Below are 18,357 nucleotides of genomic sequence, written 5' to 3'. Positions count from 1 at the left end.
TGTTTATACGGGAAGCATAATAATAAGTAAACACCTCATTTACAAAAACATACTAGCCTTTTTACCACTTTAAATTATATTTAAAGTATCTTTTATATCAAATAAGAGGCCAATGGGATAAAAAACTTTCAAATAATAAATGGCTATGGTAAATAGCTTATGATCATAGGCCATAAAACTTTTAATAAAAAAGCTGTTTATGCTTACTTAATTTAAAACACTAACGTTAAACCTGCTGCGAGAAAAGTTGATAAATAAGGTAAAAAGGGTTCCATGTAAACTTTGGTAAATAAAAGAAATAAGTATGCATTTAACCTACGCTAGAATAAGCAAGTACCCATACAATTTTAGGAGAATAACTGACATAAGGCTAAAAACATTTGAGTCGCTGCGAAACGGCGACTAGAAAAAAAATGGAACCATATTATATACAATTAAGAAAAATCAAGAGAGAAAATGTGTATAAAAAAGTATAAAAAAAGCCATGTTAGCTTTTGTAAAATAATAAGTTTAGGCATTAAAAATTTAATTAACCCACTAAGTAAACGTTTTTCAGCCTCTATATTGCCTCACCAAAAGACTTTTAAAGCTCCTTGTTGACGTAAAGAGTGATTATTAAGCTGTAATCTGTCGGCTTCTTCTTTAAGCCATCGGTCTAGCTGTTTGGTAGTAGAAGCCCCTATGATTAAACATTTAAACTCAAACTGTTCCAATAGCAGCTTTAAAGATTGTATGCTATTCCCTTCTATTACTAAAAAATCTGTGTAAATTTTTTGCTGCAAGTCAGGGAAATATGAGCCTGACTTATTAAGAAAAATAAATTTCTTCTGATTCCATACACCTATTGTAATTCCATGCCAATCCGATAAAGGTATAGTAGCCTTATCACTTGCTTGCTTAAAAGTATAACTATAATTCTTATGTATACCTATGGCTACCTGGCTAGACTTAACATGATAGACAAACTTTTTATCCTGCTTATATAATTCTTCATCAACCAATAGTAGATTCTCTCTACCTTTCAACAAACCAACTGCTTGATGACCAGGAATACTATAAAAAACTATACCCTGTTGGTGTGCATGTTGTATAATAGCTAGTGTAGTACGTATGCTAAGCAGCACAGCAATTGAACTAATAGGCCAAAGTAACCAGAATTTTCTTTTAGCCAGAAATACCAGCACACTTATTATTAATCCATACCATAGCAATAAGTCTTGCGTATGAATATAGATATCAAACACTACACTGTAAGGAAGGCTACTAATCCATGCTACAAATTGATTAACTAAGCCAGCCAAATATTCAAGTATCCAAGCTATGTAAACGCTTAACTTAACCCACCAACAAGTAAATAATACACACAATCCTAAAATAAAAATAAAGAAGGCTGCTGGTACTACTACCCAATTTGAAAAAATGAAATAAGTTGGAAATTGATGAAAATAATATAAGCTAATCGGCGTAGTGGCCAATTGTGCAGCTAAAGACACAGAGGTCCATAGCCAAAGTTGACGAAACACTATATTCTTAAAGTTGAACCAACCATAAATTTTAGGTTGCAAATATATGATGCCTAATACCGCCAAATAAGATAGCTGAAAGCTAACTGAAAAAATCAACAGTGGATTAATTAACAATAATATAAAAGCAGATACTGATAATAGATTATAAATATTGCCTGCCCTACCCAATAGCCTTGCCACAATTACGAGACTGAACATCAGGGTAGCACGTACTACAGAAGGTGTTAAACCCGTCATACCAGCATATATCCAAAGCGCTCCACATATCAGTATAGAACCAAGCCACTTGCTCCTTGTTTGAGATTTCTTACGCCTGTATAATAGAACACTCAGCAACCAATATAATATACCTACATGCAAACCAGAAACTGCTAATATATGCATGGTTCCTGCGCTAGCATAAGCATCTCGCACTTTTGCATTCAGCTCATCTTTTATACCCAATACTAAAGCAAGAGCTATACCCCTTTCATTCAAACCCTCTATATGCTGAGTCAGTACTTCCTTGCAAAACTTACGAATTCTTAGGCAAATAGCTTGCAAGGAGCTAGGAGGTGCATATGTTATCTTGCGTATATAATTTAGATATACTTGATGTTGGTAGTAAATATGTTTATGGCTCAAAAAGCGTTTATAGTTAAATTCTTCAGGATTACGCGGGACAGCAATCAGATGAGGTTTACCTACAATCATATACACCTCTCCGTACTGAATTGTAGCTGCGGAAGGCTTATCTACCAATAAATGCACTTTACCTGTTAAGTTTTCCCATTTACCTTGTATGTGAGCTTGCTGAATAGCTACTGTAACAGACAAGCGGTCCTCTTTTATAATAGCATCTTCCAACGCCACTGCAACATATGCTTTTATGTCATCTACCTGATGCTGTAACTTTACTGAATTAGCATTACCCTGATAATTTAAAAGGCATAAGCAGCCTGCAAAAAAGATGTTAGACAATCCTATTATTCCTAGCCAAGAATTTAAAAAATAGAACCTGGCACGTTGCCAGATAATAATTAGGATTAGATAACTAGTAGCCAGTACAATTGTTCCCAGCATTACTAATTTATATGATAAGGGACCATAGTAGTAGGCCCATAGAATACCACCAATAAAAAAAATGGTAATGCGTACAAAAGGAAAAGCAGACCAAAAAGACATCCTTATAAGAATTTTCTATAGGAGACTTTTAACATATATCAATTACTGTGCATAGCATAAGAATAAGGAAAACAAATTAACTTGACAACCCGTCTACTACCTTATAATAGCACTATCTTTAACAAATAAGCAGAAATATTCTATATATATCTATCCTATCTTTTTAGCATATCCCTTAATTATTAAATACTATTGCTCGGCTTAGCTGCTCCAGTTCAACAGACATTTTTTCTAAACCTAATTTTCTTGCTAATGGCACAAAATAATCTAATGTCTCTTGAGAAATATATTTACGTTTAGCTACCGAAGAGTGAAACTGGATGGTACGCATGTTATGCAACCGATCTGATAATTTTATCAGAGGTGCCCTAGGATCTTCATAGTTTAGAATTCGAGCTAGATTTTCTTTATCGGTTAAGCTTATTCGTCGCTCACGATCTTCTAGATTAGTTGCTTTGGCTACTAAAAATGCCACTGTTTCTCCAAAAAGCATACGAATATGCGCGAGTGATAGGCTAGTATCTTCTACTGTATCATGCAACAAAGCTCCTAAAATAGCATCTTGATCTTGTGAATATTCTAATAAAATTAGTGCTACAGCTATAGGATGAGTAAAAAAGGGTTCTCCTGATTTTCTTTTTACACCTCCATGGTATCTCTTGATGATATCTAGCGCCTTCTGAATAAGGACTATATCTACTTGTGTCCCTTTAAGCTTCTTTAAAAGTTCTTGCTCGAGTTGTATGGCTAGCGGATGGCTCAATTCTCCTGGGTCTGCAGCTGCTGACTCTTTGATAAGCTCCATCACCTTGCCACGAATTTCCCTTAGCTTAACAGGGAATACATACACTTGTGTGTGCCTTGATTTGGCATACATATATCCATAATGCGCATCGATAATCCGGGCATTTTCTACCAATAAGAATTCATCTTCATGCTGAGGTACCCAGGTGCTAGATTTAGCAGGATCTATTTTATAAATAGGCTGGGTTAGAGGTAAAGCTTGTTTTGTGGTAATAGTTATTTTTAACCCTTCCAATTTACGCGTATAGTTTTGCATGTGAGCTATATCATGTCCTAGTAAGGCATCCTCTATGGATATGGTAATAGGGTTATTATCAGTGTTATATTGTTGTGTGTAGTTGATCGCATTAAGTAAAAGTTGCTTTAACTTGGCAACGTCCGCTTGGAGAGCCATCTGTTTTGTATCTTTATGAAACAGAAGCTCAGATTGTTCAATACCTTGCAGCTTATAGGCGTCTGATAATGCTTTTTGCAGTTCATCTAGACTTATAGACGTTACATCTAAGCGCATATAATCAGTCATACGATAAATCGCTTGCTTGATATAAGCCGTAGTTACCTCATCAAAAAGGGCTGCTTCATCTGGATTAAGCTCTTGAAACAGTTGTTCTCTGTAGGCAAGAGTTTCTGCCAGCTCTGCACGGTTTTTTTGCTGGACTTCGGTGAGTTGTTGGTTGCGTTGTAGAAGAAAGTCGAACCTTTGTTCTTTTCTACGGGCAAAAATAAGGCCAATAAACAACCCAAAAATACCTTGATATAGCAGCAAGTATTTAGAAGAAAAATCTAACGAGAAATGTATTGCTCCGACAAATAATTTATAAAATATAGCTGCCAAGCTTACACCAAGGATGCCTAGTATCATAGCAGTAACCCAATCTACCAGTATAAAAAGCAGGATGATCACAATGGCAATATTAATGAGCCACTCTGTGCTACCTTGGGTAAGTAGAAACATCATAGTACTCATAAAAGGCAAACAATAAAGTATGGTTAAGTGCCAATAGGTAGGCATATAAGGAAGTAAAGATTTAGGCCATTTCGATTGCACAATTAAAAGCCCACAAGCGAACGCTCCTACCAATCGTAATGCAAGCATTAGATTAGGGGCTTGCAGTCCGCTAGAACTCCACATGAAATATGGATAAGTAAAGTTAATGGTAAAAAATATCCCAAATAAGATATAAGGAGCCCCATATTGTCGAACACGTTGTTGTGAATATCGAATAATATTAGATAATGTAGGGATATAGGACTTGAGCTGATCTTGGATGGTTTTACTACCTGCGCTTGGTATTATTCTGGAAGACTCACTATAATTTCTATCAACCATAGCAACGCCTCGATTTTGTATAAGATGAACAATAAAAAAGCTGATCGCATTAACAACAATACTAATAGGCACTCCGAAATGCGCTTGACTTTTAGGCAAGTAGAAAGTGGTTATAATAAAGGTAAACACGGTAATTACCATGGACACATAAAAAGGCTTCTTATCTGGTTTAAGCCCTATAATTCCGGCTAGTAGTGGAAACAATAAAACAGGGCCTGCTATGCGCATGGCTCCAAAACTTAAGCTAAGAGGATTAGTCGATTTTAAACCTATTATAATGCTTATTGTACCTATGAGAAAAGTACAATATTTAGTCCAATGCAATTCATTAAAAAAAATCTTCTTTTGTCCAAAAATAGGCTTAATAACATCATGAACAAGCAATAAACCAGCAGTATGTAAATAAGAATCAGCCGTAGATATAACCACAGCCAACATGCCAGCTATAGCCAATCCTCTAATACCTATTGGCAAGAGTTCTTTTATAATATGGGGCATAACATCAGCTGCCTGAATGTATGGATAAAGCACTAGTCCAGCTAGTCCAATCAACATAATGGTTATGCGTAACAAAGGATCTAAACCAGCCACTATTAAATATTGTTTACGTAGCTGTTCTGTTTGTTTGGCCATCAAAAGTCGTTGAAAAATAGGAGGACTTACAAGCCCTAAGGGTAAAACACTCCAAATCAAGAATAAGGTTAGATAAAAAGAGAATTTTTCATGTGTAAATACCTTAAACCTATCTGCTGGAACTTGAAGGAACACTTCCTTAATACCCCCTACCTTGTTAATGGCTATACTAGCTATCAATGGAATAACTATAAATAAAATAAGAAATTGAAATACATCAGTAGCAGTTACTGCTTTAATACCTCCATAAGCCGAATAAATTGTTAATAAAAGTCCACCCACTATAATTCCCCAACTGGCTGGTATGCCTAACAATGATTGGCAGACAATACCAAGCATAAACAGTTCCATACCAATCATACAAAAAGAGTACAGCGTTCCTAATATACCTGTAAGGATCTGGCTATATCTCCCATATAAGCTACCCATTACATCACCCATAGTCAAATGGTTAGTAAAGTGTTTCATATGGGGCACAATAATTATAGCAAATATGAAAATTTGTATGATAACTCCTAGGGTAGCAAGAGTTCTAATAATACCATTTGAGAAAACATCCGCCGCAGCATTAAGCGTGCTAGCTCCACCTATATTAGTGGCTAAAAAAGTAAAAACAAGTATAGCTGCCCCATACATTTTATTTCCAATAGCATACTCACGAATATCCTTAATGCCTCTACCTGCCCGAATGCCTATAATCAGGGTAGTAGCTAAAAACGCATATACAATAAGAAGATCTATGCTGAAGTAATTCATAGTAATAGTATTTGTTATGTAATAGGGAGCCATAAGCTATGCTAAAAGACTGATTTACACAAGAAAATACATCTACAATATGGTCAAAAGTATATACTAGTCCTGGTTAGTTTATAGCTGGATAGGGCTAAGCAGCTATTTCCATACAAGGGAAAGGTATTTTATACACTAGAGCTGCTGCGAAAGAGATAAAATAGAGTAGGAATTTGAATAAAACAGAGAGAGAATCTTGCCAGTAGCGATGCTATTTGTTAAAAAGCATGCTTGAAGTTTATCATACCCGCTATAATATTAAAGCGCAGGTTATATTTCTTCTCAAAGTTACGGTAAACTTCTGACATAATCTTAAACACCTTGATCTCTCTTATCTTATGCTCCACCTTCATACGTATAGACGCTAGCTTTCTGTTATGTTCTCTCTGCTCCTTGGTTAATGGCCGCTTACGGCTCTTTTTGTAGGGAATCATGACATTGCTCTGTAGCTTTTGCCAGCCTTGATAACCACTATCTGCTAGCTTTAAGCTTTCCTTAGGTAAGAGTTTTTCTCCTTTACGGATTTTAAAGTCATGCACTTTTCCTTTATGGGATTTGGATACAGAGAGTATCTTTCCATCTTCTCTAATAACTATCTCTGTTTTTATAGTATGTCGCTTTTTCTTGCCTGAATATGATTTCTTTTGCTTCTTAGTAGGTCTTTGTGTAGGCTGCTCGCTCACATCTGCTAATATGCGCAATACCTTTTCTGAGGTTAAGCTGCGATCTTTTTTAATGCTAATCTTCTTAGCTAGTAATGGCTCCATTTTTCTTAACAAGCGGCATATGTTAGCGTTGTGTAAGTTAAACAAATAGCCTAAAAACACATGGCTAATATAAGTGCGATAATACATGAGTACACAGAGCAATTTATCTTCCATGGTAGGTAAATGACTCATCCTACCATGGCGCAGCTTGCTCGATTCTAACTCTTCAAAGAGAGGCCTTACTTTTAAAACTAATTGCTCAAAGGTTTCTAGTCTCAAGCCAGTTATTCTTATAAAGTTATAGGGATGTTTGCTTATCCTCGCGTAGGTTAAATGCATACTTATTCCTTTTATATAATAAGAATTACATCTTAACCCTTTTTATCTTCTTTGTCAACCTTTTTCGCAGCAGTTCTACTGTATAGATACTTGCTTCTAAACGTCCTCTCACTAGATCCATTAAAGCCTTGCTAGCTGTGCTATCACTAGGTCTCGTTTTAGCAGGAAAAGCAGCAAATACAGAAGATAACTCTGATTTTGATAAAAGATTGGTATAGTGTTTAATATGTATATGATTATCATATACTTGTAAGGTTATCAGTCGGAAACAAGGCTTGGGTTGTTCGTTCCATACTAGCTGGTATATCCTATATTCATAGCTTGGATATTGGATACTTAGCTCAAATAAGGCTTCTGGCGCACAAGCTTTTATTTTATTTAGGACTAGATTGGCAGCTATCAGCTTAGATTTAACAGACGTGTGAAGCAACTTTATAGCCTTTTTAGTTTATTTTTTCATGGTAAAAAGTATAGGTAGCATATTGCGTATAATTCTGTAAAGCTCTGGGTCCTCTATGGTTTGCATGCCATGGCTAGCTAATGTATAAATCCATCCCTATCGTTGCTCCAGACTTGATGGGTGTTCTTGAAATAAAAAAACAGGTGGTCTACCAATCGGCTAGTAACCTGTATGGCAAATTCCATTTGCTCGCCTAATTCTGTGCCTGCAAAACGATCGGACGCACTAGTTTTCTTAATGGGCTTACGACGTACAAATAGCAGTCCTATGAGTGTGATGAAAATAAATTGATACACCAACAGATATTGCAAACTAAAGCTAAGAGGCAGTTCTATTTTCCCAAAAAAATACTGAAAAAATACACAGACCAAGTAAATCCCTAAGCTCATAAGTATAGCAAAACTCATCCAATCTACTACAATAATAAGAAAGAGCGTTGTTATGGCAACATTAGCTATACATTCTATGCTTCCTTGGGTATTTAAAAATAGTAGTGTATTGGTAAAGGGTAGACAATAGAGTACAGTTAAATGCCAAAAAGTAGGTAAGTAAGGCAGTAAAAAACGGGGCCATTTCTCTTTGACAATCAACAATCCACATAAAACTGCTCCTATGAAACGAATCATCAACAGCGTATTGTATGTTTGTGGAGCTTCGTAAGTCCAGGCGAAATAAGGCAAGATATAGTTGATGGCCAATAATACACCAAACAAAACATAAGGGGCTCCATACATATCTACTTTATTCCTGGAATAAGCTAGCAGATTAGTAGGTGTAGGCAAAAATTGTTTGAGCTTAGCCAATATAGACCTGCTGCGTAACTGCCAGCGCATATTAACCTCAATAGTAGACTGCAGCTGTTTTGCAATAGCAAATCCTTTATTTTTTATAACATGCATGCTAAAGAAGGTGATGCCATTAGATAAAATACTAATAGGCACTCCTAAATGACCATAAGCTATTGGCAGTAGCCAACTGATGAATACAAATACCCCTAGTGTAGTAAGTGATGCCGTGTAAAAAGTTTGCTTATCAACCTTCAATCCCATAATGCCTGCTATGAGTGGGAACATAAGTAAAGGGCCTGTGAACTTGACAGCTAAAAAGCTTAGTCCTAGCATGCTTGTAGATTTCAAAGCTATGACAATAGCTGTTATACCTATAATAGCTGTACTGTACCTAGCACATTTTAGTTCATCAATTTTCAAGCCATTTCGATCATAGACTGGCTTAACAATGTCATGAGCAAATACTAACCCAGCGGCATTTAAATAAGAATCAGCTGTAGACATAATTACCGCCAGTAAACCTGCTATAGCCAACCCTTTGCCACCTGCAGGCAATAGTTGTTGAATGATATGGGGAATAATATTATTAGCTTTAATAGTTGGATATAAGACTAATCCAGCTAAGCCAATTAACATAATTAATAACTGAAAAGTAGGATGAAAAACACTTACAATAAAATATTGGTTACGTAGCTGTTGTGCATCTCGTCCCATTAGTAACCTTTGAAAAATGGGAGGGCTAGTAATTCCTACAGGGAAAATACTCCATAACAAGAAAAGAGTAAGATAGTAAGAAAAATTCTCGTGATTAAATATTTCTAACTTTGTTGGAGGAAGACTAGCAAATACCACTTTGATTCCTCCTACATGTTTTAGAGCTATATTAGCTAAGAGTGGAATAACTATAATAAGTATTAAAAATTGAAATACATCGGTGATAGTAACTGACTTAATACCCCCATAGCTTGAATACAGTGCTAAAAACACACCTCCTATAATAATAGTCCAACTAGCTTGAAAACCTAAGAGTGCTTCAATGGTAATACCTAATCCTAATAATTCCATGCTAACCATGGATATAGAATAAAAGAGCCCCAGTATTCCAGCAATGGTTTTGCTAACCCTACCATACAGGTCTCCCATTACATCCCCTAAGGTGAGGGCAGCTTTAAATTGTAATACTTTAGGAGTTATAAAAAAAGCAAAAAATAGGATTTGTATAACTACACCTATTTCTGGAATAATCCTAACAATTCCATTGAAAAAGACCCCTGAAGCACCATCCATAATACTTATCCCTGCTATATTAGTAGCTAAAAATGTAAGTGTTAAGGTGAGAGTCCCATACATTTTATTTCCAATAGCATACTCACGAATATCCTTAATGCCTCTACCTGCGCGAATGCCTATAATCAGGGTAATAGCTAAAAACGCATATACAATCAGAAAATCTATGTTGAAATAATTCATTGCACGCTGTATGTAGTTAGGAGCTATAAAGTACTACAAAAGCTTGGCTTCCACAAGATATCCTTAAGCTGCACAGTAGACTTAAATTGTTTATCCAGCTATTTATATAGAAGCAAAAGTAATTTATACACTATATATAAGTACTTATTGCTAAATGACCACTTACTAGCATATCAGAGTTTTGCTAGCTATAGATATTTTAGGTGGCTTGTATTTTTATAATTTGTATATAATATAAAATAACTTTCTAATAATTTAATTATCCTGCTTATAGAAAAACATACACTTTATGAAATTCACCAATCAAATAGAGACCTCTAGGTTAATGCTTTCTCCTATATCAAAAGAAGACGAAGCAATCTTAATAAACCACCCTTCAGTAACTACCACTCTGTTTTATACAGATATACAGATCAGTGTTGGTGCAATTAGAGCATGGCTTCTTAATGCATACGAGCATTGGCATAAACATCTTTATGGTGTGTGGGTAATCAGAATTAAAGAATCTAGGCAATTTATAGGCTTTTGTAGTCTACGGTTTGATGAAGAAATTAGGGAAACAATATTAAGCTATGGCATCTTAGAGCATTATAGAAAGAAGGGATATGCTTTTGAAGCTGTAAGTGCTATTATACAGTATGGATTCCAGAAATGTTCTTTAAACCATATCATAGCAAATGTTAAACAAGATAATATTGCATCCATTCAGCTATTAGAAAAATTAGGAATGAAAAAAGTCAGTATTTCAGAGAGAAGCTATACTTATATAAAGATAAAGGAACCTTACAAAGAGGGTTAATAAATTTTAAATTAATAACTGAAACTGGCCTGTATAACTAAGCTATAAACAATTTGATGATGTATTATCCCTGTAAAAAGCTTATAGAATACCATAAAAAAGGTAATTTTGAAAAATAAAGAGTATAATCCTTTTAGTGTAAACATACCAACAAGAGTAAGTACTACTGTCACAAGCTTCTTGGAATAACCCTATAGTTTAAAGCAGCATAGATATTCTCTACCAGCATGAAAAAAGTCATACATATTTACAAACTGTTACTGCCTTATTTGTGGGATGGCAAACAAGCAAAGATAGCAACCCTATCAACTCTTTTATTAATAGGGTTAGACATTATGGCTACTACCTATTTCCCCTATATCTGGAAAAATCTTATTAGTACCAGTATACAAACCAAACCAACAACATGGTTTCTTGAGCATACTATTTTACTATTTGTAATATGGCTTTTTGTAAAGAACGCATTCAACTTACGTGAAATTTCATTTTTCCCAGTTACCAACCAGGCTATTAAAAAGATACGTCTAAAAACACTTTTAAAAGTTCATACAGTAAATTTAAGGAACTTAGAAAAGTATAATGTACAAGAAATTATCAGTGCCACCAGCCGAATCTCCCAAAGTATAAGAGGGTTTATGCGGGTTTCTTTTATTTCCATCTTTCCAAGCACTGCCAAAATAATCAGTTTATCTATAGCACTCTTTACTGCAGATAAGCTTTGCTTAGGCATTATAGGAACCTCATACACAGGCCTACTAGCAGCATCGTTTTGCTTAAAATATTATACACGTGCTAAATACAAAGCCTGGCATTTAACAGATAATGTGACCACAGCCATGGGACAGAATTTATATAATACAGCTACTATAAGGTTTAACCCCAAAGAATATAACTTAAAAATCAAGAAACTATTTGATTTAGAGGCCAATGCTTGGCAGCTACACAATATTCTTTTTTATTTATTGTATTTGATACAAGATTGCATCTTTTACCTAGGTGCAGGAATTGTCTTTTGTTTATTAATGCTTGATTATAGCCGAGGGATAATAGGATTAGACAAAGTAGTGTTGGTATATGGGCTTATTTCAGCTATGCGTAACCCACTAGTGGAAATAACTCGAAATCTAACCAGGTTTTTTGGAGGTATTATTGATATCAACAAAACGCTCGACATCCTTAATCTTCCTTCAGAAAATAAACCACTTCAATTAACGAATTTTACTTCTCAGCCTATTCAATTACAACAAATATCATTTAACTATACTACATCTAGGAATCTATTAGAGGACATAAATTTGACCATTACTCCTGGTGATAAAATTGGAATTTTCGGCCCCTCTGGCAGCGGCAAGTCGACACTATGTCAAATTATAGCTGGTCTTATTGAGCCAGATTCAGGAAGTGTAATGTATAGCAATTTACCTATTACACAGATCAATCCTATTTCTTTGGGTAAGGTGTTGCGCTATATCCCCCAAATACAACATATGCAAGAGCTAGCTGAAGAAGAGCACAAATATGGTATCAATTTAAAAAAGCAAGCTTTTAGTGGGGGAGAATACCAACGCCACCTTTTACAAGAAGCACTACAAAGCAATCCTCAAATTATTATTTTAGACGAAACCATCAATGCACTAGATGAACCATCTGCCAAGCAAATTTTAACAGAAATATTATATAATGTACCTACGGTGGTCATGGTTAGTCACTCTCATGCACTTCTACGCAATATGAAACGTATTTTTGAATTAAAAGATGGGCATTTAGTAGAGATTATCTCTAATCCATAAAAACAATTTAGTTGTTGGTACTTTTGTAAATTTACTGTGCTGTTAGGCACTAACCCCAACCGCACAGTAAGATTGCCTCTTATTTTTAACGTTTCTTCTATCTTAATTTGCGCTTCTAAACACACCAAGTAGCCTACACAGCTGGTGATGGCGCAGCTTTATAAAGTCGCTTTGTATCAGTTTTAGTTACTCTATCGGCATTTTGCTTTGATCCATATAAACTATCTCCCATTGATGTCCGTCTAGATCAGCAAAGCTGTGCTGATACATCCAACCATAATCCATAGGTTCTGCATACTTGGTACCACCCGCCTGCTGTGCTCTTTTGACCAATTCTATAACTTCCTCCTTACTATCAGCATCAATTGCAATTAAAACTTGAGTAAATTCTTTGGCATTGCTAATAGGCTTTTTGGTAAAACCTTGAAAAAACTCTTCCGTAAGCAACATAACAAAAATATTATCTCCTATCACGATGCACTTGGCCTTATCATCTGAAAACTGTGGATTAACAGTAAAGCCGAGTTGGGTAAAAAACTTTTCAGATCGCTCTAATTCTTTTACCGGTAAGTTAATAAAAACATTTTTTGCCATAATTTTGGTTTTACGTTATTATGTAAATACTAATACAAAGCTAAGCAATAGATTTTGCCTGCTTAATGCGTTTATACGACAATAAAGAGGGTTGATTGCGTCAAATTTATCCCTCTATCTTTTAGCATATGAAACATATATCTATACTACTATTAAAACAAGTTAATGTGGCAGGCATGGAAAACGCTCGTCAGAGCTTTTTAGAAACCAACACTTATCTAAACGAGCAAGGGAAACCATCCATGTTTAAAGTTAATCTTGTTAGTATAACTCCTGCGGTCAGTATAAATAATGATTTATATACCATTCAAGCCGACCAACTGGTCAACGAAGTGCATAAAACAGATATCATTATTATTCCTCCTATACAAGATGACTTCCTCAAGGCTATACAAGACAACCAACCTTTTATTTCATGGATTAAAGCTCAATATGAAAATGGTGCTCAGATTATAAGCTTATGTATAGGAGCTTTTATTTTGGCAAGTACTGGATTGCTGGATGGAAGAAAGTGTGTAACTCATTGGCGAGCAGCACAGCCATTTAAAGATCTATTTCCTAAAGTAAATCTGGTTACTGATAAGCTGCTTACGGATGAGCAGGGTATCTATACTGGAGGTGGAGCATTTTCATCCGCTAACTTATTGTTATATTTTATTGAAAAAGTGGTAGAGAGAGATGCTGCTATTTATTGCTCCAAAATTTTTCAAATAGATATGGGCAGAAGATCACAGTCGTCTTTTATTATCTTCAGCGGACAAAGAGATCATGCTGATCAGGAAGTAAAGCTAGCACAGAGCTATATTGAAGAACATTACAACCGTAATCCTACCGTAGACAATCTTTGTAAAACTTTTGCAATAAGTAGAAGAACTTTTGAAAGAAGATTTAAAAAAGCGACTGGCAATACTGTATTAGAATATATCCAGCGAGTAAAAGTAGAGGCAGCCAAACGCGAATTAGAAAAAGGACGAAAAACAGTAAATGAGGTAATGTTTGGAGTGGGTTACATGGATATCAAGGCTTTTAGGAGTATATTCAGAAAGCATGCTGGTCTTTCGCCTTCTGAATATAAAAGTAAGTATATAGAGCTTGGACAACAAGTATGAAAAATCTAAGGTTTTAGGAAAAAAATTCTTGAGCCTGCATCAGAAGAACTTAAAAAGCGGGCCAACATTTGGTTTGAAATAGATTCACCTATCAAAGTGTAAAAATCTATTACAGGATATGTATTTAAAATATTTAAGCGCGGGGGGCAATAACCCTGTTTTAGACAGCGCACATACTCAAAATATCAGACATATTTTACGAGAATTGTTTGGGCTAGGAGACTATCATCTTAGACAAGTAGAATCAATTATCAGTAGACCAGATTTACATGCTCGTATTCATGAAAAAATTCAAGAGATTGGACAACAAGTTAGAAAAGATAATGTGAAGCATATTAAGTCTTATGTTGTCAAATCTTTAAAGAATGAATTTGATACCTATGAAATTGACTAGTGCCTTGTAAGAATAATAGTTGAGTTTTTGTGTGATTCGCATACGTAGTTACCATTTAAATGCCAGGTTAACTTAAAACTATCTATTTATATTTGGCTTTATAAAAATACTTTTAATCTTTACTTTTAACTGTATTTTCAGCCATTTTTTAGTGAGTAAAAAACCCTTTTATAGCTAAAAAGTTTTTATTTCATCTTACATCCCTGTGGTAATAATGTATGCGAATCATACAATCAAATAGGTCTTAATTTATTAACGCACATCTTCTTTTTCTGTCCAATAGACTCCGTACCTCTTTTCTTAATCATATAATAAATAAACCATAGTTTAATTCATATAATAATAGACAGTCGTTATTACCATATCACCTATCCTTTCGAGTGTAGCATAGTACAATGGATAAGAGAACCCAGGAATATCTATCTGATATTTGTCATTAACCTCTAAATTATCTTTTCCTTGTGCCCAATCTGTTTTTTCAACAGCAGACTTATATGCTTCAAAGTTGCCTGTACTTAAAAACTGCTCCCCAAAACTTAGCATATCTTTTTGCCAGTATGTTATACTGGCTTGTTCCTCACTAGGAAGTATACTTATTTTTTTTGCTTCCATTCCGTAATGAACACAAGCCCATTTTTTTACAAACACATATTCTCCACTTTTTAATAAAATGTAAGCGGTTTTATCTTTATTTGACCAGGTATAAGATTGTATATTTTTATTTTCTTTCAAAAAATCATCTGTAATAGAATTAGAATCAAACACACACCCATCTGGGTTATCCGTGGCACTAACTGAGCCAGCTAACATAGATAGTAATAGTATACAAAACTTCATATGATCTCTTATCATCTTATTATTATGTTTTTATGGTTGTTTTATTTCCACATGAAATACTTTATTTTCATTCAGCAACTTAACTTCTGGATATTTTTCTATTGTACTTTTGAACAAACTAGAATTAGATAATCTTGCAATAAATATATCTACAACATTTAAAACATTAAAATCTGCACAATGAGGTGATACATTGGAAGTGTTTAGTCCCTTAGTAAAGGTATTAATATTTTGGGTATTGTTAAATTAAGATAGGCAGCTGATTATTTAGCTTGGCCATTAGCAGGTTGAGCGATTTTTCTATCATATGTACCTGCTTGCTATAACATTTACCTTTGCGCTTAAATCTAGCTAAATAGTGCCTAATTAAGCTATTATATCCTTCCACTGTATATGTTTCTGATTTGCTTTGTCGGTGTTTATCTTTTGGAATAAACTGCTCATAACTTTTCCAATAGTCACTACAATACAGCTTGCCTATATCCTTGACGCGCTCCCATAACTTCAGTCCGGTTTGTGTCGAGCGATCTCCACACACATATGATATAAAACGCTTGCTCAATCTATCAACAGCTATCCATATCCAGCAGTAGACTTTTTTGAACCCACATATGTGTGTATTTCATCCATCTCGACTATATCTACTTGATCTTGGCTTTCTGGTAAACTTACTTGATCTCCACATGCTTTTACCCATTGATAGACTGTTCCATAGCTTATGTTGAGTATACGCCCTATAGCTCGAAATCCTAATCCTTCATAGATAATCGATTGTTTGTTTTGCCATCAGTAAGCTAGGCTACTATTCAGTTGTAGAAACTTGAGACTACTTGCTATACATTTTCCTTATTACTAGAACACTGCCTTATTAAAATAGGCGGTATTGTTAAATTGGGATAGGATTAGTAAGTTAGAGGAAAAAGTATGAACTGTCCTCGATGTAATAATACTCAAAGCTGTAAAGATGGAATTGTTAGAGGTAGACAGCGCTACCAGTGTAAAAGTTGCCGTTTCCGTTACACAGTTAGTCACAAATCAGATGTTAAACCTGTATATACTAAGCGAAAAGCGTTGCAATTATACTTAGAAGGATTAGGATTTCGAGCTATAGGCCGTATACTCAACATAAGCTATGGAACAGTCTATCAATGGGTAAAAGCATCTGGAGAGCAAGTAAGTTTACCAGAAAGACAAGATGAAGTAGAGATAGTCGAGATGGATGAAATACACACTTATGTGGGTTCAAAAAAGTCTACTGCTGGATATGGATAGCTGTTGATAGATTGAGCAAGCGCTTTATATCTTATGTGTGTGGAGATCGCTCGACACAAACCGGACTGAAGTTATGGGAGCGCGTCAAGGATATAGGCAAGCTGTATTGTAGTGACTATTGGAAAAGCTACCAGCAGTTTATTCCAAAAGATAAACACCGACAAAGCAAGGCAGAAACTTATACAGTGGAAGGATATAATAGCTTAATGAGGCACTATTTAGCAAGATTTAAGCGTAAAGGAAAATGCTATAGCAAACAGGTGCACATGATAGAAAAATCGCTCAACCTGCTAATGGCCAAGCTAAATAATCAGCTGTCTATCTTAATTTAACAATACCAAATAGGCTTCTTGCATAACCTCAAGAATCTTTGCATAAAAACCCATTCTATATAACTGTAAATAGAGTTATGCAAGAGGTCTAATTGTTAGGGACCAAACATCTAAATAATAAGTTGTTTTTCTTATTCACTAAACTAGTATCCTAATTGTACAACCAGTAGAATCATTATATTTATACATGTTTTTAAAGTATATCCTTTTCCTTTAAGACATATTAAATACTATTACAAAGCTTATATATTATTATAATTATAACACTAATCGATGCTTACCTGTAAGATTATAAGGGTATACTCAGAAAATAGCTTTTATAATGATTAAAAATATAAAAGTATTGGTAAGTAGAATAAGAGGTTTTAAATTTGCATCATAAACATCTATAGTATTCTTATTATATCAAAAAATTTCAATTTTATTCTATAATATATGCCATAACAGGGCACAAATCTATTTACTACTATGCTAATTTGGGGAACATCTTCTATGAGTATGAGGCAGCAAATAGCTGTCGAAGGACCATCTTGTAATGCTTGTGGGAATACAAAATTTGTTTTACATGGAATTCAACGTTATGGTCATATTTGGTGGATCCCATTTATACCCACGGAAAAAATATTTTTACTAACATGCTTAAACTGCCATTCCACTATCTCCAATGATAAGGTAGAAAATTTAGCAAAAGGAGTTAATCTTTCTGTATTCAAAACACCTATTTTAAGTTATATAGGTGGGCTTATCATGTTATGTCTTATTGCTTTGTATATCCTTACTGGCGTCATCTCTTTCGATGGCAAAGCTAACGAGAAAAGTAAAAGAAAGGAGATGTATGAGATTAGAGCTAACAAGGATTTAGTTCAAACAGGGGATTTCCTAATTTTAAATGACAAAAAACAATTTGGATATGTCTTAGCACGTGTATTAAAAGTAAATGAAAAGAGTATTGTTGTACAATTCTCAAATATGATATATAGAAGCAAAATAGAGTTAACTTCAATTGTACATAACAGACAGAAGGTCTTTGAGGATTCTTTCTATCAAAGCTACTATTACGAAACAACATTGGAAGAATTAAAAGTTGAATTTCAACTAGAAGAAATCATTATTAGAAAAGATAATCCTCGTGTTAACTTAGTAGATCCAAAAGAGTTAAAATAATCTTTTTTAGTATCAGGAATTACCCTTAACAATGTGCAAATACATATTTTTAAATA

At 34.6% G+C, this 18,357-nt stretch carries 13 protein-coding genes and 2 pseudogenes; 7 read left to right on the top strand and 8 right to left on the bottom strand.

Annotated features, from left to right (window positions below):
* Positions 1-304: 304 nt before the first annotated feature.
* A pseudogene (locus AASI_RS08575) lies at positions 305-391 on the top strand (IS5/IS1182 family transposase); the annotation flags it as partial.
* Positions 392-569: 178 nt separating this feature from the next.
* Here the strand turns inward: AASI_RS08575 and AASI_RS02295 are convergent.
* The 5 genes from AASI_RS02295 to AASI_RS02275 all read right to left on the bottom strand — a co-directional run bounded on the left by AASI_RS02295 (position 570) and on the right by AASI_RS02275 (position 10,010).
* Positions 570-2,690 (bottom strand): ComEC/Rec2 family competence protein, encoded by a 2,121-nt coding sequence (locus tag AASI_RS02295; protein WP_012472628.1) that lies wholly within the window; start codon positions 2,688-2,690, stop codon positions 570-572.
* A gap of 175 nt (positions 2,691-2,865) precedes the next feature.
* The gene (locus AASI_RS02290; RefSeq protein WP_238541600.1) at positions 2,866-6,213 is read right to left on the bottom strand and encodes a sodium:solute symporter family protein; all 3,348 of its coding nucleotides are present in this window, start codon (positions 6,211-6,213) and stop codon (positions 2,866-2,868) included.
* A 251-nt stretch (positions 6,214-6,464) separates the two neighbouring features.
* Positions 6,465-7,292: an IS5/IS1182 family transposase gene (locus AASI_RS02285; protein ID WP_012472626.1), complete on the bottom strand. Its 828-nt coding sequence runs from the start codon at positions 7,290-7,292 to the stop codon at positions 6,465-6,467.
* A gap of 25 nt (positions 7,293-7,317) precedes the next feature.
* Positions 7,318-7,722, bottom strand: coding sequence for a hypothetical protein (locus AASI_RS02280; RefSeq protein WP_012472625.1), 405 nt, complete (start codon positions 7,720-7,722; stop codon positions 7,318-7,320).
* Positions 7,723-7,829: 107 nt separating this feature from the next.
* On the bottom strand, positions 7,830-10,010 hold the full coding sequence (locus AASI_RS02275) for a sodium:solute symporter family protein (RefSeq protein WP_012472624.1): 2,181 nt from the start codon (positions 10,008-10,010) through the stop codon (positions 7,830-7,832).
* A gap of 289 nt (positions 10,011-10,299) precedes the next feature.
* Between AASI_RS02275 and AASI_RS02270 the strand changes: the two genes are divergently transcribed.
* Both AASI_RS02270 and AASI_RS02265 read left to right on the top strand, forming a co-directional pair.
* Positions 10,300-10,809 carry a GNAT family N-acetyltransferase gene (locus AASI_RS02270; RefSeq protein ID WP_012472623.1) on the top strand — a complete coding sequence of 170 codons (510 nt, stop codon included), beginning with the start codon at positions 10,300-10,302 and terminating at the stop codon, positions 10,807-10,809.
* A 227-nt stretch (positions 10,810-11,036) separates the two neighbouring features.
* Positions 11,037-12,599, top strand: coding sequence for an ATP-binding cassette domain-containing protein (locus AASI_RS02265; protein WP_012472622.1), 1,563 nt, complete (start codon positions 11,037-11,039; stop codon positions 12,597-12,599).
* A 186-nt stretch (positions 12,600-12,785) separates the two neighbouring features.
* Here AASI_RS02265 and AASI_RS02260 read toward each other — a convergent pair whose 3' ends face one another.
* Entirely contained in the window at positions 12,786-13,193 is a 408-nt protein-coding gene (locus AASI_RS02260) for a VOC family protein (RefSeq protein WP_012472621.1), read from the bottom strand.
* A gap of 128 nt (positions 13,194-13,321) precedes the next feature.
* On the opposite strand from AASI_RS02260, the gene AASI_RS02255 reads away from it, so the two are divergent.
* The gene (locus AASI_RS02255) at positions 13,322-14,302 is read left to right on the top strand and encodes a GlxA family transcriptional regulator (RefSeq protein WP_012472620.1); all 981 of its coding nucleotides are present in this window, start codon (positions 13,322-13,324) and stop codon (positions 14,300-14,302) included.
* A gap of 118 nt (positions 14,303-14,420) precedes the next feature.
* The gene (locus AASI_RS02250) at positions 14,421-14,696 is read left to right on the top strand and encodes a hypothetical protein (RefSeq protein WP_012472619.1); all 276 of its coding nucleotides are present in this window, start codon (positions 14,421-14,423) and stop codon (positions 14,694-14,696) included.
* Positions 14,697-15,023: 327 nt separating this feature from the next.
* Here the strand turns inward: AASI_RS02250 and AASI_RS02245 are convergent, their stop codons facing one another.
* Positions 15,024-15,548, bottom strand: a complete 525-nt coding sequence (locus AASI_RS02245; RefSeq protein ID WP_012472618.1) for a hypothetical protein — start codon at positions 15,546-15,548, stop codon at positions 15,024-15,026.
* A 226-nt stretch (positions 15,549-15,774) separates the two neighbouring features.
* Positions 15,775-16,292 (bottom strand): annotated as a pseudogene (locus tag AASI_RS02240) (IS1 family transposase); the annotation flags it as partial.
* A gap of 165 nt (positions 16,293-16,457) precedes the next feature.
* Between AASI_RS02240 and AASI_RS07960 the strand changes: the two are divergent.
* Positions 16,458-17,137, top strand: a protein-coding gene (locus AASI_RS07960; protein ID WP_148204919.1) for an IS1 family transposase whose coding sequence is annotated in 2 segments (ribosomal slippage) — positions 16,458-16,776 and positions 16,776-17,137 — 681 coding nt in all. Because the reading frame shifts where the segments join, the coding sequence is not laid out codon by codon here.
* Positions 17,138-17,635: 498 nt separating this feature from the next.
* Positions 17,636-18,301, top strand: a complete 666-nt coding sequence (locus tag AASI_RS02225) for a hypothetical protein (RefSeq protein WP_012472616.1) — start codon at positions 17,636-17,638, stop codon at positions 18,299-18,301.
* Positions 18,302-18,357 lie beyond the last annotated feature (56 nt).

The sequence above is a fragment of the Candidatus Amoebophilus asiaticus 5a2 genome, assembly GCF_000020565.1.
In the GTDB taxonomy this organism is placed as follows: Bacteria; Bacteroidota; Bacteroidia; order Cytophagales; family Amoebophilaceae; genus Amoebophilus; species Amoebophilus asiaticus.
The sequence above is the reverse complement of the archived record's forward strand: the minus strand, read 5'-3'. Positions and strand labels throughout refer to the sequence as shown.